The sequence below is a fragment of the Streptomyces sp. NPDC107559 genome (assembly GCF_055657365.1).
In genome coordinates this window covers 92179-110507 of record NZ_JBVKBD010000005.1, presented here as the reverse complement: position 1 = coordinate 110507, position 18329 = coordinate 92179, and the positions used below count along the sequence as shown (strand labels likewise).

The window sequence follows — 18329 nt, the reverse complement described above, 5'->3', positions numbered from 1 at the left end:
TCACACCTGGAACACCCGCATCGCCGCGGGGAAGATCAGGAACACCAGGAACCCGGCGCACAGCAGCAGTTGGGCGACGAGCATCGACTGCGACTTCTCGCCCGCGCTGCCCTCGATCTCGGCGAGCTCGCGGTGCCGCATGGTCTCGGCGCGCGAGGCCAGCGACTCGCGCACCTTCGCGCCGTCGTCCGCGACCAGGGCGAGGGAGGCGGAGAGGTCCTTGAGTTCCTCCACACCGATCTCCTCGCCCAGCTGCCCGAGCGCCTGCCACTGGCTGATGCCGGTGATACGGGCGTCGGCGAGGGCGTTGCGGATGCGCTGCGTCGCCCAGCCGTCGGACACCTCCGCCGCCGCCATCAGCGCCTCGGGCAGACCCCGGCCGCCGGCCAGGCTCATCGACACCAGGTCGAGGTAGGCACCGATCACCCGGCGCAGGTCGCGGCGCTTCTCGGTGGCGTCCCGGCGCACCTCCAGGTCCGGCAGGAAGAAGAACAGCGCCCCGCACAGCAGCGCCAGCCAGACCGGGATGACCGGGCCGGAGCCGAAGCCGAGCTGCCACACGATGGCGAACAGGAACGGCCCGAAGAACAGCCCCGCCGCCGCCAGCAGCACCTTGGTGGCCAGGAAGTTCTCCCAGCTGCGGTCCAGTACGGCGAGGTCCGCGCGCAGCGACCGCTGCTCCCAGCCCTGCTGGAGGTAGAAGTCGGAGACGCGGACGCCGACCCGGGCGCGCAGGGTGCCGAGGCGTCCGCTCTCCTGGGTCTGGCGGGACGACTCGTACGCCGTGCCGCGCGCCCGCAGCGCGTCGATCCGCGCGACCTGCGCGACGGCGCTGCGCCTGGACGGCATCAGGGCACGGATGAGGGCGTAGACGCCCAGGCCCAGGACCGCGCCGACCGTGATCGGCATCGTCAGGTTCACCGGCGTACCCCTTCCTCCGGACGAAGCGGCGGGGACTGGCCCGGCGGGACCTGCCCCGGCAGCGGCTGGCCCGGCCCGCCCTGGCCCGACTGCGGGGCCGGCATCCGGGGTCGTACGAACTGCACCGCGGACTCGTCGCGCACCAGGAAGCGCTCCGGCGTCTCGATGGTGGACAGCTTGCGCAGCCACCAGAAGCCCAGCGCGAACAGGCCGCAGACGACGGCGAGGACCAGCTGGCCGACGGCGGTGCCGTACGGCTCCACGAAGTCCCGGTTGAAGACGGCCAGGCCCAGCACGAAGGCGACCGAGACCGCCACGACGATCTGCACCGAACGGCGCGTCGAGGCACGCTGGGCCATCACACGCTGACGCATGTCGACCTCCTCGCGCGCCGACTTCGCCAGTGCGCCCAGCACCTGGCGCAGACCCGGGCCGCGCAGCCGCGCGTTGAGGATCAGCGCCGCGACGATGATGTCCGCGGAGGCGTCGTCGATCTCGTCGGCGAGGATCTGGAGCGCGTCGGGCAGCGGGGTGCGCGCGCGCAGCCGGTCCACCAGGGCGTCCAGATGGGGGCGCAGCACCGGGGCCGCAGCGCGTGCCGAGGCCGGGATGGCCTGCTCCAGGCCGACCGCGCCGGCGATGGTGTCCCGCAGCGACTCCGTCCAGGAGGCGAGGGCCTCCACCCGGCGCATCGCGGTCCGCTCCTCGCCGGCGCCGCCGAACAGGCGGTCCCAGAAGAAGACGAGCACACCGGCCGCGACACCGGCCACCGCCCAGCGGGTCAGCAGCAGTACGACCAGGCCGATCACGGCCGCGAGCGAACCGCGCTGTCCGGCGAACCGGATCAGCTCGCTCGCCCGCTCACCGGCCTTCTGCTTCTCGTGCGCGGGCTTGGCGGGCAGTCCGCGGATCGCGACGACGAGCAGCGCGAGTCCGCCGCCGACCGCGACGCCGGAGCCGATCGCGTACATGACGGTGGTGGAGAACAGTCCGCCCAGGGAGCCGAGCGAGCCGAGCGCCGTGTAGGTCGTCATCGCGCTCACCCCCAGCTTCCGTGGGGCTGGTAGCCGTAGGCGATCAGTTCCTCCAGGCAGGCTATGGGGGCGTGCGGGACGACCCGGCCGTCCGGCGCCTCGGCGAACACCTCGCTGGACAGCACGCGGCCGTCGACGCCGTTGACCTCGCGTACGGAGGTCACCACGCGCTGGAGGCGGCCGCCGCTCTGGTAGTTGTTGCGCCGCTGGATGAAGACGACGAAGTTCACCGCGCCCGCGATCAGCATCTGGCTGGCCTCGATGGGCAGTCGCTCGGACGCCTGGAGGGCGTAGGTCGAGATGCGGTTGAAGACCTCGTGCGAGCTGTTGGCGTGGATCGTGGACAGCGAACCGTCGTTGCCCTGCGACATCGCGTTGAGCATCGTCACGATCTCGTCGCCGAGCACCTCGCCCACGATGACGCGGGAGGGGTTCATACGCAGCGACCGGCGCACCAGCTCGGCCATCGCGATCGCGCCCTGGCCCTCGGAGTTGGGCAGCCGCTCCTCGAACGCCACCACGTTGGGGTGGAGTTCGGGGAACGTGTCGAGGCCGAGCTCCAGTGCGCGCTCGACGGTGATGAGCCGCTCCTGTGGCGGGATCTCGTTGGCGAGGGCGCGCAGCAGCGTCGTCTTGCCGGCGTTCGTGGCCCCCGCGATCATGATGTTCTTGCGGGCGCGCACGGCGCAGGCCAGGAAGTGTCCGAGTTCCGGGGCGATGGTGCCGTTGCCGACCAGGTCGGAGATGAACACCTTGCCCATGCGGGCCCGGCGGATGGAGAGGGCGGGGCGGCGGGCCACGTCCATGACGGCCGAAAGGCGCGAACCGTCCGGCAGCCGCAGGTCGAGCTGGGGGTTCGCGGAGTCGAACGGCCGCGACGACAGACCCGAGTACGCGCCCAGGACCTGGATGAGCTCGATGAGCTCCTCGTCGGTCTCGGCGACCGGGTCACCCTTGACCTCGCGCCCGTCCGCGTACCCGACGAACACCTGGTCGCAGCCGTTGATGTCGATGTTCTCGACCTCGGCGTCGTCCAGCAGCGGCTGGAGCCGGCCGACGCCGAACAACGCGGCGTGCACGGCGGCCGCGTACTGCTCCTCGGTCTCCGCGTCCAGCGGCGTACGGCCCGCGTTGATCTCGGTGCGGGCGTGGTCCTCCAGGATCTGGGCTATGACGGCGCGCGCGTAGTGACGTTCGTCCTCGTTGGACATCGGCGTGACGCCGGAGACCTGGTCGAGGCGGCGCTGCTCGGCGATGCGGTCACCGGCGTCCTGCCGGAACCGCTTGACCAGCTGGTGGTCGACAGCGGTCATCGGCCGGCTCCCGCATGGCCGGTGACCGGACCCTGCTGCGGTACGGACCACGCGGCGCCGTACTGCTGGTACAGGTCCGCGGCGACCTTGCGGGCCGAACGGATCAGCAGCGACTTGTCGAGCCGGCCGCGCCTGCGGCCCGCCAGCTGCTCGGCACCCGCTGTGTCGTCGGCGATCGTGCCGACCACCCGGGCGCCGGTCTGGGCGTGCACGAGCATGTCGTTGACCTGGTTGACCAGCTTCCCCGCGTCGGACGGGTCGGCGACCAGCACGACACCGATCACCGGGTTGCCCAGGCTCGCGGCACCGCGCGGACCGCCGTGCAGCTTCGCCGACAGGGCGGCGGCCCGGTCCCGGACCCGGGCGATGGCCTCGGGCTCGGTACGGGAGATCAGCAGCACCAGCGCAGCGTGCGTGAACAGCTCCACCGCCGGGGTGTCACCGCTGATGCGTCCGCAGTCGGCGATCACGTCGGCGGGCGCGTTCGGGGAGTCGGCGAGCGCGGCGAAAGCCTGGCCCAGCGTCGGCCACAGCCCCGCCAGACCGGCGGCCTGCTCGGCGATCCCGAGCCCGACCACCACCTCCAGACCGCCGCTCAACGGCTGCACGTGGTCCCAGAGTTGATCCGGTACGAGACCACGGCGGGCGGTCGCGGCGATCGACAGCATGCCTATGTTCGGGTTGAGCTGCCCGCCGTGCGCGGCGGCACTGCGGTACACGAGGTCGCCGCCCGCCGGGTCGGCCTCGACCAGCAGGGAACGCCGCGGCCAGACCGCCGCGAGGGCGACGGCCGCGGTGGTGACGCCGGGGGAACCCTTGTCGGCGGCCAGAGCGATGAGAGCCATGGGTCCGAAGCCGCCTTCAGCTACTGGGGACGAGAACGAGGGCCACTTCGCCGTTGGACGCGGCCTGGGCCAGCGCGGCGGCCTTGTCGTTGTCCACGACCAGCGTGACCGGGAGGCTGGTGCTGCTGATCACGTCGTCGCTCTTGGACGGCTGCACGTAGCTGACCCGCGCCTTGTCGACCAGCAACGCGTTGTCGTCCGTGGCCGAACCGCTCGCACCCGAACCCGAGCTGGTGCGGGAGCCGACGCGGTACGCCGCCACGATGTCCCCGGACTCCAGATTGGACGGGTACTGGCCCTCCTTGAGGGAGAGACCGACGGTCGCCTTGCCGGCTTCGAGCTTGCTTCCGTCGCCGAACATCTCCCCGACGGCCACCACGCCCTTGGGGATGGTGCTGACGGCCTTCAGCTTCGACAGCTGCTTCAGCTGGCTCCACGGCACATAGTTGATACCGGCGTCCTCGGCGACCAGCACGGACGTCGTGTTGGACTTCGACACCGAACCGCCGGCCGGGATCTCCGCCGTGATCTTCACGACCTCGATGCGGTCCCCGGCCTGGAGCACGAGCATGGTCGCGCCGAGCGCCCCGACCAGGATCAGCAGCACCGCCAGCGCGGCCAGCGCGGGCTTGCGCTCGCGCGGCGGCGTCGGAAGCCGGTCACCGACCGACGGCTGAGTCGGTACCGCGGGACGACCCGTGCCCGCCCCCGTACGCTCCTGGATCTTCACGCCACCGCTCCCCGTACACCCAAGAAATCGTCTGCCAACGTCTTTGCATTCATCGCAAATCCGGACACTCACCCCGCCGTCCCGTTATGTGGGACGCGCCGGACATCGGTCCCCCGGGCGGGCAGTTGGCCGACGCGGAGTCGTGTGCCGAGTGTCAAGCGTTCGCACGGTATCAGCCGCGCATAAGCCCCTCAAGGCGAACCGAGACCCGCGAAGCGCACCGCACTCCGGCGTTATCCGACTGCAACTGCCTTTACTGTCAACCCAGTTGCGCCCGTACGACGAACAACTCCAGCCCCATGTGCGCCTGTGAATCAGCTGTACTGCCACTCCGTCATATTGCGGATCTCACAAGCCTGCAGACCCTTTGTCACCACCCGGTCATAACCCCTGCACGATTCACCCACGACCCATGACCCACGACCCACCACCCACCCCACTCCAACTCACCTCATCGGGTGAGCCCCGGGCATATGCCGGACCATCCGGAGTCCACCGCCCTACCGTCCCCCACATGGTCAGCTCATCCCACGAGGCGATGCACCGCATCTTCCAGGAAGACCCGGGAGTCTTCGCCCGGACCTTCCGGGCCCTCGACCTGCCCTTTCCCGACCCCGTCGCCGTGTCCCTGATGCCCACGGATCTCACCGAGACCAGACCCACGGAACGGCGGGTGGACACCCTCCTGAAGATCGACACGACGTCGGGCGAGAGTCACCTGCTGATCGTCGAGGCGCAGGGGAAGAAAGACCCCGGCAAACCCGCCGCCTGGGCCTACTACGTGGCACACCTGCACGCGAAGTACCGCCTCCCCCCAGTCCTCCTCGTCACCTGTCAGGACAGGACGACAGCCGAGTGGGCGGCGAAACCCTTCACCATCGGCCCCTCCCAATGGCCCGCACTCACCCTGCGGGCACTCGTCCTCGGGCCGCACAACGTGCCCGCCATCACCGATCCGTCCGCCGCCGCCCGGGATATCCCGCTCGCTACTTTGAGCGCGGTCACGCATGGTAAGGACCCGAATGCTCCTGCCATACTGAAGGCCCTGGCCACCGCTCTGAAGACCATCGACGAGGAGACCGCGAGGATCTTCGCCGAGCTCACCGAACTCGGCCTGGGAACCGCCCCCGCGGCCGAGACCTGGAGGCAACTGATGTCCGTCGATCTCTCCTTCTTCCGCTCGGAGACCTCTGAGCGCCTGCGAGCCGAAGGCCGGGCGGAAGGCCGATCGGAAGGCCGATCCGAAGGCCGGGCCGAGGACATCCTCCTCATCCTCGCCACGCGCGGCATCGAGGTCCCCGAGCACGCCCGTGAGCGGATCACCAGGTGCACGGACCTCGACACACTCGGGACGTGGCTCACCAACGCCCTCACCGCGACGGTCGCCGAGGACCTGTTCACCGAGGGCCCGGCCTGACCCCGGTCGGCCCAGCACCGGCGACTCGAACGCGGCACTCACACGGACGGGCCTCCTCACCGAAGGCGAAGAGGCCACGCGCTGTCCGCATCCTCTACCGGTTGACGGCCTGGATCTCGTGCACGGTCACGTTCTGCTCGATCGTCGACAGTCCGTCGGGCAGCCCCGGCTGACGCGCCGGCCCGTTCGGGTCGTCCGAGTCGGTCCAGGTGACCTTCCAGGTGATGGAGGCCTTGAACGGGTAGGTGCCGGTGCCGGACGAGCGCCGGTACGTGACATTGCAGCCCGCATCCGCGCTGTCGACCGTATAGCCGTCCTTGCCCTTGACCAGGTCGTACGTGCAGGTCTGCGGGTCGGCGTCGGCGGTTCCGGCGTCAACCTTGAGCGCCACGGGCGTCGCGACCGTGGTCGCCGCCATCGCAACGCCCTTGTAGTCGATCCGCGCAGTCGTCCAGACCCGGTCGAAGTCTCCTTCGAACTTCACCCGCGTACCGAGGTTCACCACGAGCCGGTCCGCACCCGGGCTGAGCACCACGGGCGGCTTCGGCAGCTTGGTCGAGTTGTAGGCCAGTTGGGAGAGGATCTCCGGCGTCAGCTTGTTGGGATCGGGCGCCGGATCGGCCGGCGGGACCCAGATCTCCCAGTTGTCGGTCGTGACCGGACAGGCGGTGGTGTAGTCGTCGTTGCGGAACTTCACCTGCCACCACAGGCCGTCGTCGCCCTTGTGGTACTTCTCCTCGTCCCGCTTCTTGGCATAGCTCGCCGCGGGCTCCTGCGCGCCGTTGTACGCGGACTTGATGAACTCCTCGTACTCGTCCGAGGTGTACATCGGCTCGTACCAGCACACCGGGGGCTTCCAGTTGGCGTTCGAGGAGGTGGCGGTGGTGCTGTCACCACCCGAGCCGGGCTTGCTCTGCCTGATCTGGATATGGGCACCGATGGTGCCACCGCCGGAGTCGGCACCGGAGTCGGTACCGGTGTCGGTGTTCCCGGTACCGCCACCGCCGCGGGTGTCGTCCGCGTACGCCGGCGCGGTCATCCCCAGCGCCACGACCAGTCCGGCGGCCACAAGCGCACAGGCAACCGGCCGACCGGCCCTACGTGTCGGTCTACCCCCATCAGCCCTGTCAGCTATATCAACTATGTCCGCACACACGAGGGGTCCCCCTTCTTCCAGCTCTGCCGCGTCACCTGCCAGTCGCCGGCGGAGTCCTTCGACGCCTGGAGCGTGTACAGGACGTAGCTGTTGTTGCTCGGCGAGGTGCGCAGCACCTTCTTTGTCTTGATCTCCTTGCTGAACGCCTTGCTCTGGTCCTCGCAGTAAGTGACGGCAGCGGACCTGCCGTTGGCGACGTCCGTCACCTTGAAGTCGTAGTACCGGTACTCCCCGGTGAGGGTGAGCCCGTCCTTCTTGAAGTCCGCGACCTGCTTGGCCCAGTAGGTGTAGGCGGATCCGGAGAAGTAGCGGTTCAGATTGGCGCTCTGGCCCCTGCCCTGCGCAAAGGCCTCGATGTTGGCCTGCGCGGAGTACGCCACGTCCCGCAGCACCGCGTCCTTGACGGCATCCCCGCTCGTGTCCCGCTCGACCGTCGCCTTGACGTCCGCCGGGAAGGCGAACTTGGGCGCGTTCTTCTCGGCCGCGGCGGAAGCCGAGGCGGAGGGCGAGGCGGAGGCGCTCTCCTCCGAACCGGCCCCCTTGATCTTGTCGTTGGCCGAGCCGCCGCCCGAATCGCTGCTGCAACCGGTCACAGAGAAGGCGACGGCAGCAAGAAGACCAGCCGCAGCGGTCTTCTGTCGCATGGTCAGCATGGCGCTCGTCCTCAGAGATAGGTGATCGGCTTGCCCAGGGATGATCCCACGTGCGACGAATCGAGTACCAAGTTCACGGGTGGACTGATGCGACACTGTGAAGTTCGTGAAGCCCCCTTCACACAACCCCCCACGAACACCCCGCTGCACCGGCAAAGAATCGAAGAGCCGCTAATCGCCCAGCCGGTCCATGAGCCGACCCGGCGCCGAGATGAGCGTCCCGCGCAGTGACAGGTTCCGCGTGTACACACCCTCGAACAGAATGGCGAGGCTGATGTCCACGGAGTCGACGGCTCCCTGCGCCGTACCGGAGATGTTCTTGGGATCCGCCCAACCGGAACGCGCCACGGCGAGCTGGGACTCGGCGCGCTCCAGCACGTGATGCCGCCGGTTTCCGGCCTCCCGGTACCGGTACTCGCGCCCTACGGCCCAGATCCTCAGGGCCCGGGCGCCTCTGCTCGTCCTCAGGGTCTTCCAGGTGAAGGCCGCATCCTGCCCGGCGACGCTGACGCGCCCCCGGGCGAGACGGGGCCGTCCACCGTACGGCAGCCCCGTGAAGGTGGAGACGGGGATGTTCTCGCCGGTCACCATCGCGCCGTCGAGATGGCTGCGATCGGCGGTGGAAACGACCTCCAGGGCGGGAACAACGAGTTCCACGAGGCCCAGCCGACCCACATCGCCACGCCAGAAGGACACATGACGTTGATTCATCGAGGTCACCGTGTTCGTGAACCGTTGAAGCTCGAACGTGAACCCGTTCATGCTTCTCTCACCCGTCCTAGCCGAAGAGCCCGCCGATGGCCTTTCCGAAGCTCTTCGCCCCGTCCGCGAGTTTCCCGGCCCCCTCGCCGATCTTCTTGCCCGCCCAGGCTCCGGCGTCGGCGACCTTGCCGGGGAACTTCTTCACGGTGTCCCAGTTGTCGACGATGGTGGCGACGCCGTAGACCGCGCCGGTGACGACGGCCGCGCCGATCGTGACGGGGTTGGGCGCGATCATGGCGGCGGTGAGCGAGGCGTTGAAGGCCACGCCGGACACCTTCGCGACATAGCCGGCCTTGTCCCGCTTGAAGGCCTCGACAGGGTTGCCCTCCTGCCAGACGTCGAACGCGCCGACACCCGTGGCCACGATGCTGCCGCCGATGCCCGCCGCACGCCACCAGCCGGCGGTGCGCAGCGCGGCCCCCGCCCCGGAGGCGAAGGCTCCGAACCGGCTCGCGCCGACGACCCGCGAGGCGGCGCCGGCGTTCTTGCCGACCTTGAGGATGTTGGCCTCCCAGGCCCACAGCTTTCCGCCGTGGATCTGGGCGAGACTGTCGGATCCGCCGAGGGCGCTGAGGATGGCGGAGGGGGTGCGCGCGCCGATGCCCGCGCCGAGCCTGGCTATTCGGGCCGGAATGTAGGAAGGGGCACGGCCCTTGAGGATCTGGGCGAGGGTCGTGCCGGGCGCCTTCAGAAAGGTGCCGTTCTTGAAGTACTTGATGAGGTGCATGGTTCCCGAGGCGGCCATCTTGAAGGCGCCCGGAACGGTCGAGGCGAGGGCGGTGATGTTGATGTAGTCGCCGACGACCTCGCCGAGGTTCTCGTTGCCGCTGATCTTGGCAACGGCGTCACCCGGAATGCGTTGCAGCCAGTCCTGGTACGTCTCGCCCGGCTTGCGCTTCAGCCACGCCGCGTCGAACTTGTCGCCGCCCGCAACGGAGGCGTTCGCGATGAGCATGGCCTCCGGCGGGAGGGTCGCGCCCTTGAGGTCCTCCGGCTTGAAGCCGGCGTACAACGCGGCCGCACGCGGATCACCGTCCTCGGCCCGCAGGATCGCCGCACGCCGCCGCAGGTCGATGGCGGTGTCGTCAGTCCAGTGCATCATCGGCTTGAGAGAGCTCAGCTTGTCCCGCACACCGAGGTTGGTCGCCCGGGTGAAGGCCTCGTCCAGCCGGTCGCGCAGGTTCCCTCTGCCGTCGAGCAGTTTGGCCAGGTGCTCGATGTCCGACGGATTGCCCATGCGCTTGGAACTGTCGCTCATTTTTTCCCCGTGATCAACTGCTGCGCTGTGTACAAGGACCGACTGCCGGAGGCGGAGCCTCAGGGAGCCTCGGAGAGCTGCCGCCCGTCCGGAAGCAGATCCGTGACCATCCGCCAGAGCTCCTTCGCCGAGGTCCGCCGCACCCGCAGCTCACTGCCGGCATCCACCTGACCCTCGATGACGGGCTCGGCGGGCAGCTCCCGCAGCCAGTACCCCTCGAGCCCGCAGTCCCAGACCGCGAGCGCGGAGACGGCAAGCCCGCCACTCCGGCGCGTGGGGCCCTCTCCCTGCCAGGCCACGGTGATCCGCCACATGCAGTTCAGCTGGGCCAGCACCTCGGCCAGCCGTACGGGCGCTCCGGCCGCCTCGGCGACGGCCTCCGGCTCCTCGTACTCGCCGGCTTCCATGCGCTCGAGTACGTCGTCGAGGGTGCCCATGGTCGAGGCGATGACCTCGCCGGAGTCGACCTCGGCGGTGAAGTCCCGGTGCAGGTCAACCATCCGGGCCAGAGCCCAGACCAGGGTCTCCGGCTCCGCGGGGACATACTCCGACTCTGCCTCGCCGGGCCAGTTCTCGTGCGTGAAGATGAAGTCGTCGCCGACGACGGCACCGCTGCTCGTGACGCCCTGCGGACCGGTCATCTCGACCCGGGCGATGACCCGCGGCTCCATCAGCGTGGCGACGAGCGGATAGAGGTCGGCCGAGATCTTGCCCTCGGCATCGAGGATCCCCGCCTCGCGCAACTCGTTGTGCGCCTGGTCCAGCTCGGCCGGGACCTGCCCTTCCTCCACCAGCAGACCGAGCACGCTGACGTGGGAATCGGACAGCCTCAGCCGGCGCCGGGCCGCATCTAGGGAAGGCATTCTGTCGTGTCCCCCTGAAAACTAGAGATCGTTGAACCGATTGAGGAATCGCCCGGGCAGCGACACCAGCGCGCCGGACGTCGAGAGGTTGCGGGTGTACACGCCCTCGAGGACGAGCGCGAGGCTGATGTCGAGGGCGTCGGCCTCACCGAGGCAGGTGCCTGTGATGGTCCGCGGATTCGTCCAGCTCGAACGCCCCATCCGCACACCGGCACCGGACCGGACCAGCTCGTGACTGCGCTTGTTGCCCAGCTGCGCGTAGGTGTACGTCCGGCCCTTGACCCGGATCCGCAGGGCGCGCCCCTTCCGTCCGGGCCACCAGACATTCCGGCTGAGCTCCGCGGGATCCCAGTCGACCCGCAACTCGCCCCTGGCGAGCAACGGACGCCGCAGGTACCGCAGTCCGAGGTAGGTGGTGAGCGGGAAGCTCTCCCCACTTACCGCCACTTCGCAGTACTCGGCGGGATAGTCGCTGTGCTCGGTGGGGAAGGCCAGCTCGATACGCCCGAGCCCGTCCACCTGCCCCACCCACGAGAAGCCCTCACCCCGAGGCCCCTTGGCGGACGCCGCAGCACGCTGAAGCTCGAAGGAAACTCCGCTCATACGCCCGACGCCTCTCGTTTCTTCCCGACCTGGCCGCACTGCGGACATACGGCACACGGCGCCGTACTCGCCGAAGCGCCCGAAAAGGACTTACCGGAAAAGACTCCCGAACCCCTGGTAAGCAACCGCAGCACAGGCCGCAGCCTCCCATCAAGCCACAGTAAAGCCACAGTAATCAATACGTATAGCGACCCTCACGCGACCCCCTCACCACCGCACCACCCCACCATCCCGAGCCCCTCTCGCTCACCCTCCGGGCCACTTGCATCGACAGCGGCCGCGAAGCGGTCTGGCGCCACCACCAGGGCCGTCACCCCGCCCCCCCAAGGTCAAGAAGATCCCAAGATCTACACAACGGCACGCCCGAGCCAGATCCCTTTGTTGCGCCAAATGCGGACTTAGCGGATCATATCGGCGAGCGCAAGCCTGGTGAACACCTCGATCACGCCGATACCGTCGACGATCTCAACAGCATTCGCGCCGTACGGAGAACTCGCCGCGAGGCGCCACCCTTTGCCGGTTGCTGTCACCCTCACCGCACCCTCGCTCCGGCACCCGGCGCGCGACAACGGAGGCGGCAGTTGCGAGGCCGACACACGGAGATACCCATCGCCACCACCCGCGCCGGCACAGGTCGAATAAATGGGGGAGGGCACTTTCGTGTTTCCGCCTCAACAGCGGTCGGATCCAAGTGAAACGGCGAGGCTAGTGCGTGACGGCGTGGAGATCACGGTCGGTCCCGGCTCGACGGAATCGCCGCGTGACAGATCCGCACGCATCTGCACTGCGGTCGGCGCAGTGGAAGCCGTCGATCTCGCCCTCGGCTTGATCTTCGAGGTAGTCGACCGCTCCGCTCTGACTCTGGGCGGAGCCCTTGCTGCCGTAGCGTCGGCGTATCCGCGGTACGCGTGCCCGAGGCGCAAAGCGCTGCGACAAGCAAACGGAATCCCGCAACAACGACGGCCCCCGACGCGCCAGGTCAAGCGTCCGGGACTGTCGCCTCCTTGGGCACGATCAGGCCACAGCCCACGCCGACGTGAACCCAATACGCCCCGAATCGCCCTCACTCATGTGGGAGTTCGCGGTGGCGAAACCAGGAACCCCACAGATACCGTCTGTGCTACTGACTGAACCTTTGTCTCACGGGGAGCCCACTGTGAAGCGCCGCACTTTGCCCGTTGCTACCGCGTTCGCCGCGACCGCAGTCCTGCTGCTGACGGCCTGCGGCAGTGGGGACGACGAAGCCAGCGACAACGACAAGATCGCCGGCGCCGACCAGGGATCGGCGACGCCGAAGGAGTCGGCATCGGCCTCGGGAGCACTGGCAGAGGACAAGCCGGACGGTGTGGATGTGTCGCTACCCAAGGACATGAACCTGGTCTTCGACTGGGACAAGCCGAAGGACAAGAACGAAGCGGCCGCGATGGATGACGCCGCGAACTTCGTCCGTGCCATCTACCACGGCGTCGACAAGCGTACGTCCAAGGACGCGGCCGTGACCGCCTACTCCACGGGCGAGGGGCTGACCTACGCGAAGACCCAGATCGACAGCAGGGTCGACGACGGCTGGACGGCCACCGGCACCCGACGCCACTACCAGGCCACCACCAGGTCCGCCTCGAACGGCAACTCGGTAGAGGTCGCGTTCTGCGTGGACTCGAGCAAGTTCTACGGCAAAGAGGTCAAGACCGGGGAGGTTGTGAAGACCAAGCCCAGCACAGCGGACTTCGACTACTTCAAGATTGTCATGGTCAAGTACCCCACGGGTGAGGGTCTGTGGCAGGCATCCAAGGTATACGTCGAGACGAAGGCGGAGAAGTGCCAGTGAATGGATCACTGCGTACAGCCCTCAGCACCAGCACGGCTGCCCTGACGCTGGCCTTCGGCGTCCTCGTCCTCGCGGAACCGGCCTACGCGGCAGAGCAGAAGGGCAATGCCCAGGGAGCCAGCACAGAGAAGACGGGCGGCAGCGACGACACCGGCATCTACGCCTCCGCAAAGATCCAGTACTCCGGATCCGTCGCCAAGAACGGCAGCATCGGCAACGTGACGTCCTCCGACGTCAACTGGACACCACCACCCTGCTGGTATGCCCCCTACCTCGGCGCCAAGGACTTCAAGAAGAAGATGTCCGAGGAGATCGACAGCGCCCAGAACACACCCGGCATGGGTGGAACCGCGGGCACGGCGATCGGCGAGTTGCAGCGCCACTACGAGGACGAGTACGGCTGGACCGACACCCCCGGCTACAAGGACTACAACGTCGAGAAGGACGGCGAGGGAATGTTCTGGGCCGGTGTCGAAAACCCCAACGAGCCCGACGTGCTCAAGCGGAGCTCGTGCAACGACATCCCCTTCTGGGTCGACAACGGCGAAGCCCCACCGCCGCAGTACGAAGAGGCCATCAACCCGGAGATCCTCGCCGGCCTCGCGTACCAGCACATGGAGCTTCCCGACACTGAGGTCACGCTCGCTCCCGAGGCCACCACCAAAGTGAACCTGCCGACGTGGGCGTGGCTCGACAAGGCCGTCTTCGACGAGGTCCAGGCCACGGCGGCCGTCAACGTCCCCGGCTTCAACATCCAGGCCACGACCACCGCCAAGCCGGTGTCCCTCAAGCTGGAGCCGGGCACCAAGGACGCCGACACCTACCCGGCCTCCGGCGAGTGCACCATCAGTGCCGACGGCTCCATCGGCGAGCCCTACGCCAAGGGCAAGTCCGACGAGACCCCGCCGTGCGGTCTCAGGTACCTGCGCTCCTCCGGCGACGGCACCTACAAGCTCCGGGCCACCATCACCTGGGAGATCACCTGGACCGGCACCGGCGGCGCGGGCGGCGACCTTCCCAACGGCACTTTCGGCAACGACCAGGATGTCGTCGTCCAGGAGATCCAGTCCGTCAACAGGTGATGGAGCCGAGAGGGACCGCGTGGGGGCTCCGCCGAACCGCGGCGCCCTCGAACCGGTGGCTGAATAGTGAATAGGCAGGATTCAGTCCGGAAGCTTGGACGGGAGGTCACACTTGGCATCCTTGTGGGCCTGGCGAGCGAAGGAGGTTGTCAGGTCGATGAGGGTCTGCCGGGCTTCTTTGTCGGAGACCTCAAGTGGCTTCAGGGCATGTGCGAAGACGGTCATGTTCCAAGGCTGCTTGCTTGTCTTCTCGTGCGCGTAGCAGGGGACCCAGATCGCGGCCACCTCCGCGTTGGAGACGCCCTTGAGACCTGCGTTGAAATAGGTAGTCTCTCCTCCAGAGTTGGGCGGGATCTCCGTCTTGGCCCACTGCTGCCACGGCCTGGCGGAGCCCACAACGGCTTGAAGGTAGAAGAGTGCCTCATCCTTCTCGCCTTTAACTCCGCACACGCTCCTGAACTCCCAGTCTCGGTCTGGCCTCCACGTTTCGATGAAGTGATATTCGGCGGCCTTGGGCAGCACGGAATTGAAGATCTTGGCGGCTTCCTGCCGGTCTGGAACATGCAGGCAGACGTCGTCGGCACGGATATATCCGCGCTTTTCGAAGGCTCCGAGGAAGTAGGCTGTAAGCACAGCGCCGGCCGCAATCGCGACCACCACGCCATAGATGTACGGGTTTCGCAGAAGTCTGCGTTTCGTTAGCTCCGTCAAGATGGGCACTCCAATCGCTCTCGCACTAGGCGGGCGGCTGCATGTCGGCGTTGCTGTTGTTAATCAGGGCGTCGGCATCGCTGAATCCCTTGCCTGCCTGATCGCCCGCCTTGGATGTGGCTGCATCGTCACCGGTGGCGGCTTTGACGGACCTCTCGGTCGTCAGGGACACTGAGTGCTGGAGTTTATCCATGCGCCTTACGTTGTGGTAGACCTGCTCCTTCTCCTCTGATCCGTCGCCGTCGAAGCCGTCAAGAATGCCGTTGAAGATCTCGCCCGCAGCTGTGCCAACCAGACCGCCTGTATAGACGCCAGCGGGGCCCGTGAACGATCCGGTTGCGACGGATACCGTGCTACCGACCAAGGAACCACCCCACAGGCTCGCATGCTCCTTCCAGGCGCCGTCTCTTGCGTTCGCGTCAGCATTTACCTTATCGGCTTGGAATTTCTGACCGTTAGCGATTACACCCTGAAAAAGGCCGGTTTGGTAGGCGATTTTGCCGATGGTGTCATCGGTCGACTGCGGGTAAGCATCGGGGTGTTTTGCGTGCTCTTCCATCAACGCAGCAGCGTATACATGCTCAGAGACGTTGAGTCGGTCGTACCCTTCCTTGTTGCGGGATATCGCGTATAGGAACCGCGTCGCATCGTACATTTCGACAGGGGCTGCGACCCCCGAAGTCGGGTAGAGTTTGTCCTTGTACATGGGGTCTGAATCGAGGCTGCGTTGCAGATCCGGCATGTACTCGGCCGAAATATTGGCGAAGCTGTCCGACAGGAACGCGTGTTCCTGCAAACGGTCCTGATCCTCGGAAACCGACTTCACGAGGGCGCTGAACAAACCAGCCTGTTCCTTCGAGTGCTTGATGTCCTCGGCCGTCGCCTGCTCACCCGGGCGGTGGCCGGTGGTGGCCGCCTCCAGGGCATGGCCCATCGAGTTCAGACCGGTCACGCTTTCCTTGCCCGGCATGCTGTCGTCGGGCCACTTGCGGTCTTCGAAGAGGTACTTGAAGTTCGCGTTCGGCTCCGTCTTGCCGTCGTCGCCCTTCTGCTTGGCGGTGAAGAACGCGGTCGCCGCGTCGGGGCTGTTGGCGAGGGCCTTCATGTAACCGGTGAGGGGGTCGTTGCCCTGGTCGTTGCCCAGGTGGTTGACCGTGTCCTCGGTTCCCCAGCCGGATCCGTAGAGCTTGTCGGCGCCCTCCATGACCCGCTTGTCTTCCTTGATGAGCGCCGTTCCGTAGTTCTCGAGGAACTTGTCGTCGTAGTCGCCGTAGCGCATGAGGTTGCTCATGACGATGAAGCCCTCGGGGCCGCCGTTGCCGCCGTAGGGAGAAGGACCGGCGTCCCGGATCGGATCGTCGCCGATCGCGACCAGGTCCTTCTTCCACTTCGTCATCGCCGGCGAATCGGAGTTGGTGGCGGCGGCGACCGTAAGGCTCAGGTTCTTCTGCATCTCGTCGAGGTCGTCGGCGCGCTTGAAGTCCGAGGTCTCGCCGTAACCGGCAGGGTGGTCGAGGTTGCTCATGTCGTCCCAGAGCCGCAGCGTCTTCTTCGCACCCAGGGCTCCTACGACCTTCTCCGCGAAGGGGTATTCGTCGTAGTTCTCGGCGAAGAGTTCGTTCAGCTCGTCGAACTCCTCGGGAGAGAGGTCCTCGGGGTCCTTCTTCGCGAGCTCGGTCGCGCGCTTGGCGTCCTTGGCCGCCTCGGCGTTCGCGGCCCGGGTCACTCGCGCCTCGTTGATCTGGACCATGCCCTTGAAGCCGGGGTACGGGTCGTTGTCCATGTTCATGGCCAGGTGGTAGCGCCGCTTCAGCATGGGCAGTTCGTCCCTGGCCCAGGACGCGACGTGCAGGACGTCCGCGAGTTCGTCGCCGCCGATGCCGTAATAGGCGAGCTGCGTCTTGTAGTAGGAAGCCCGGTCCTGGAGCGTCTGCTGGTCCCGCTGTACGGAGTCGATCGTGCCCTTGAGAGAGTCAGGGTCGATGCCCGAGAAGACGCCTGGGCTGCTACCGCCGTCATCCGGTCGCATGTCTTACCAGTCCCCGTTCGTTTCAGATACCGCTGGTCTTTTCAGATCCCGCTACTGGCTCGATCCCCGTCTCAGTACATGCGTCTGTTCCGGTTCATCGAACTGGCTTCCTCGGGTGTGACCTTCTCCGGCATGCTGTCGATTTCGCGCTGAATGTCCTCAAGCACCTTGTCGATACGGGCGCGCACCGTCTTGCGGTGGCCTGCCACGTCGCCATGCCATTTGTCGGCGTTCCTGCCGACCCACGACTTCGCGGAGTCCCGGCCGCCTTTGCCGATGTCCGTGGCTGCTCGCTTCAATGCGCCTACCAGATCAGCGTGTTCCCGTTGAAGGTCGCGTTTCAGCCCCTTCAGCCGCTCCCGCTCAGGATTGTCCACCTTGAGCTTGTCCCCGTCGGTTGCCATAACCCCTCCCTCGACCGCATGCACCCTACAGATCCGAAAGTGTGAGCGGCAGCAAATCGGCGGCCGGTGCTGGATTCCATCGCTCAGCCCGATGAGTAGCCGTACTCAGGACACCCCCCATGGGCTCTTCCAGAATCGGACCATGCGTCCGCACCCCAGCCCCCACCCCCGTGACCCCGCCGCCTCACACCCTCCGCGCAACCCGTCCCCTTCCGCACACCCGCAAGCCGCCTGGTACACCCTCCCCGGCGCCCTGCTCGGCCTCGCGCTCGTGTGCGCTCTGTTCGCCGCGGTGAAGTGGGGACGTGCGGTGACGCAGGACGCCGGCTCGTACCTGGCGAAGGGGGTCTACGAGTTGATCAGCCCGTGGAGGGAGATTGCCCTGGACGGGGACGGCAACTCCGCGCCGGACGGTGCCGAGCGCACCGAAGGGGTGACCGAGCACCACGCCGCCGTCGCACTGCCGCTGACGATGGCCGCCGTGCTGGCCTTGGCGGCACTGGTCTCGTTCGTCGTCATCGCGGCTGCACGTCATCGCAGTCGCCGCGCCCGGACCGATCCCCGCCCCCAGGGCTGGCCGAAATGCGGTGACCCTGTAACCGTCGACCGCGCTGCCCACCGATGGGCTTCCGGACCGTAGGGCCCCTCGTATGCTGCACAGCGATGTTGCCGGTAATCAGTTTCGGACATAGCTGAGCGGAAGCGGTCAACGGGGGAGGT

General features: G+C 67.2%; 19 protein-coding genes. 4 read left to right on the top strand and 15 right to left on the bottom strand.

Annotation, left to right across the window (positions count from 1 at the left end):
- From ACZ7OY_RS17550 to ACZ7OY_RS17530, 5 genes are read right to left on the bottom strand one after another with little or no spacing between them, the layout of a single operon-like run.
- A complete protein-coding gene (locus ACZ7OY_RS17550; protein ID WP_471912195.1) occupies positions 1-921 on the bottom strand; it encodes a type II secretion system F family protein in 921 nt (306 codons plus the stop codon).
- Positions 918-1955, bottom strand: a complete 1038-nt coding sequence (locus tag ACZ7OY_RS17545; protein WP_471912194.1) for a type II secretion system F family protein — start codon at positions 1953-1955, stop codon at positions 918-920. The genes ACZ7OY_RS17550 and ACZ7OY_RS17545 overlap by 4 nt, the downstream gene beginning before the upstream one ends.
- A 5-nt stretch (positions 1956-1960) precedes the next feature.
- On the bottom strand, positions 1961-3268 hold the full coding sequence (locus ACZ7OY_RS17540; protein ID WP_351606781.1) for a CpaF family protein: 1308 nt from the start codon (positions 3266-3268) through the stop codon (positions 1961-1963).
- Positions 3265-4113: a hypothetical protein gene (locus tag ACZ7OY_RS17535; protein WP_384725656.1), complete on the bottom strand. Its 849-nt coding sequence runs from the start codon at positions 4111-4113 to the stop codon at positions 3265-3267. The genes ACZ7OY_RS17540 and ACZ7OY_RS17535 overlap by 4 nt, the downstream gene beginning before the upstream one ends.
- Positions 4114-4129: 16 nt before the next feature.
- A complete protein-coding gene (locus ACZ7OY_RS17530) occupies positions 4130-4843 on the bottom strand; it encodes a hypothetical protein (protein WP_471912193.1) in 714 nt (237 codons plus the stop codon).
- A 514-nt stretch (positions 4844-5357) separates the two neighbouring features.
- Here ACZ7OY_RS17530 and ACZ7OY_RS17525 point away from each other — a divergent pair.
- Positions 5358-6260, top strand: a complete 903-nt coding sequence (locus tag ACZ7OY_RS17525) for an RpnC/YadD family protein (RefSeq protein WP_471912192.1) — start codon at positions 5358-5360, stop codon at positions 6258-6260.
- A 94-nt stretch (positions 6261-6354) separates the two neighbouring features.
- Here ACZ7OY_RS17525 and ACZ7OY_RS17520 read toward each other — a convergent pair whose 3' ends face one another.
- The 7 genes from ACZ7OY_RS17520 to ACZ7OY_RS17490 all read right to left on the bottom strand — a co-directional run bounded on the left by ACZ7OY_RS17520 (position 6355) and on the right by ACZ7OY_RS17490 (position 12085).
- Complete coding sequence (locus ACZ7OY_RS17520; protein WP_471912191.1) at positions 6355-7329, bottom strand: hypothetical protein; 975 nt, start codon at positions 7327-7329, stop codon at positions 6355-6357.
- Between the two features lie 71 nt (positions 7330-7400).
- Complete coding sequence (locus ACZ7OY_RS17515; protein ID WP_471912190.1) at positions 7401-8069, bottom strand: hypothetical protein; 669 nt, start codon at positions 8067-8069, stop codon at positions 7401-7403.
- Between the two features lie 171 nt (positions 8070-8240).
- Positions 8241-8780: a hypothetical protein gene (locus tag ACZ7OY_RS17510; protein WP_471912189.1), complete on the bottom strand. Its 540-nt coding sequence runs from the start codon at positions 8778-8780 to the stop codon at positions 8241-8243.
- A 67-nt stretch (positions 8781-8847) separates the two neighbouring features.
- Entirely contained in the window at positions 8848-10089 is a 1242-nt protein-coding gene (locus tag ACZ7OY_RS17505) for a mucin-2 (protein WP_471912188.1), read from the bottom strand.
- A gap of 59 nt (positions 10090-10148) precedes the next feature.
- Positions 10149-10952, bottom strand: coding sequence for a hypothetical protein (locus ACZ7OY_RS17500; RefSeq protein WP_384731387.1), 804 nt, complete (start codon positions 10950-10952; stop codon positions 10149-10151).
- Between the two features lie 21 nt (positions 10953-10973).
- The gene (locus tag ACZ7OY_RS17495) at positions 10974-11555 is read right to left on the bottom strand and encodes a hypothetical protein (protein WP_384731385.1); all 582 of its coding nucleotides are present in this window, start codon (positions 11553-11555) and stop codon (positions 10974-10976) included.
- A gap of 398 nt (positions 11556-11953) precedes the next feature.
- Entirely contained in the window at positions 11954-12085 is a 132-nt protein-coding gene (locus ACZ7OY_RS17490; protein WP_471912187.1) for a hypothetical protein, read from the bottom strand.
- Between the two features lie 626 nt (positions 12086-12711).
- Between ACZ7OY_RS17490 and ACZ7OY_RS17485 the strand changes: the two genes are divergently transcribed.
- Together ACZ7OY_RS17485 and ACZ7OY_RS17480 are read left to right on the top strand one after the other, a co-directional pair.
- Positions 12712-13383, top strand: coding sequence for a hypothetical protein (locus ACZ7OY_RS17485; RefSeq protein ID WP_471912186.1), 672 nt, complete (start codon positions 12712-12714; stop codon positions 13381-13383).
- Positions 13380-14465 (top strand): hypothetical protein, encoded by a 1086-nt coding sequence (locus tag ACZ7OY_RS17480; RefSeq protein WP_471912185.1) that lies wholly within the window; start codon positions 13380-13382, stop codon positions 14463-14465. Before ACZ7OY_RS17485 ends, ACZ7OY_RS17480 begins: the two co-directional genes overlap by 4 nt.
- 81 nt (positions 14466-14546) lie before the next feature.
- On the opposite strand, the gene ACZ7OY_RS17475 is transcribed toward ACZ7OY_RS17480, so the two are convergent.
- The 3 genes from ACZ7OY_RS17475 to ACZ7OY_RS17465 form a co-directional block, all read right to left on the bottom strand.
- Complete coding sequence (locus ACZ7OY_RS17475) at positions 14547-15185, bottom strand: hypothetical protein (RefSeq protein WP_471912184.1); 639 nt, start codon at positions 15183-15185, stop codon at positions 14547-14549.
- 16 nt (positions 15186-15201) lie between these two features.
- Positions 15202-17205, bottom strand: coding sequence for a hypothetical protein (locus tag ACZ7OY_RS17470; RefSeq protein WP_471912183.1), 2004 nt, complete (start codon positions 17203-17205; stop codon positions 15202-15204).
- Positions 17206-17276: 71 nt separating this feature from the next.
- On the bottom strand, positions 17277-17609 hold the full coding sequence (locus tag ACZ7OY_RS17465) for a hypothetical protein (RefSeq protein WP_471912182.1): 333 nt from the start codon (positions 17607-17609) through the stop codon (positions 17277-17279).
- Between the two features lie 142 nt (positions 17610-17751).
- Between ACZ7OY_RS17465 and ACZ7OY_RS17460 the strand changes: the two genes are divergently transcribed.
- Positions 17752-18249 (top strand): hypothetical protein, encoded by a 498-nt coding sequence (locus tag ACZ7OY_RS17460; protein ID WP_471912181.1) that lies wholly within the window; start codon positions 17752-17754, stop codon positions 18247-18249.
- Positions 18250-18329 lie beyond the last annotated feature (80 nt).

Excerpts from the sequence above, each read along its gene's own strand:
- ACZ7OY_RS17545 (WP_471912194.1), bottom strand. The coding sequence starts at position 1,955 with ATGACGACCTACACGGCGCTCGGCTCGCTCGGCTCCCTGGGCGGACTG.
- ACZ7OY_RS17540 (WP_351606781.1), bottom strand. The coding sequence starts at position 3,268 with ATGACCGCTGTCGACCACCAGCTGGTCAAGCGGTTCCGGCAGGACGCC.
- ACZ7OY_RS17535 (WP_384725656.1), bottom strand. The coding sequence starts at position 4,113 with ATGGCTCTCATCGCTCTGGCCGCCGACAAGGGTTCCCCCGGCGTCACC.
- ACZ7OY_RS17525 (WP_471912192.1), top strand. The coding sequence starts at position 5,358 with ATGGTCAGCTCATCCCACGAGGCGATGCACCGCATCTTCCAGGAAGAC.
- ACZ7OY_RS17515 (WP_471912190.1), bottom strand. The coding sequence starts at position 8,069 with ATGCTGACCATGCGACAGAAGACCGCTGCGGCTGGTCTTCTTGCTGCC.
- ACZ7OY_RS17510 (WP_471912189.1), bottom strand. The coding sequence starts at position 8,780 with ATGAATCAACGTCATGTGTCCTTCTGGCGTGGCGATGTGGGTCGGCTG.
- ACZ7OY_RS17505 (WP_471912188.1), bottom strand. The coding sequence starts at position 10,089 with ATGAGCGACAGTTCCAAGCGCATGGGCAATCCGTCGGACATCGAGCAC.
- ACZ7OY_RS17500 (WP_384731387.1), bottom strand. The coding sequence starts at position 10,952 with ATGCCTTCCCTAGATGCGGCCCGGCGCCGGCTGAGGCTGTCCGATTCC.
- ACZ7OY_RS17495 (WP_384731385.1), bottom strand. The coding sequence starts at position 11,555 with ATGAGCGGAGTTTCCTTCGAGCTTCAGCGTGCTGCGGCGTCCGCCAAG.
- ACZ7OY_RS17470 (WP_471912183.1), bottom strand. The coding sequence starts at position 17,205 with ATGCGACCGGATGACGGCGGTAGCAGCCCAGGCGTCTTCTCGGGCATC.
- ACZ7OY_RS17465 (WP_471912182.1), bottom strand. The coding sequence starts at position 17,609 with ATGGCAACCGACGGGGACAAGCTCAAGGTGGACAATCCTGAGCGGGAG.
- ACZ7OY_RS17460 (WP_471912181.1), top strand. The coding sequence starts at position 17,752 with ATGCGTCCGCACCCCAGCCCCCACCCCCGTGACCCCGCCGCCTCACAC.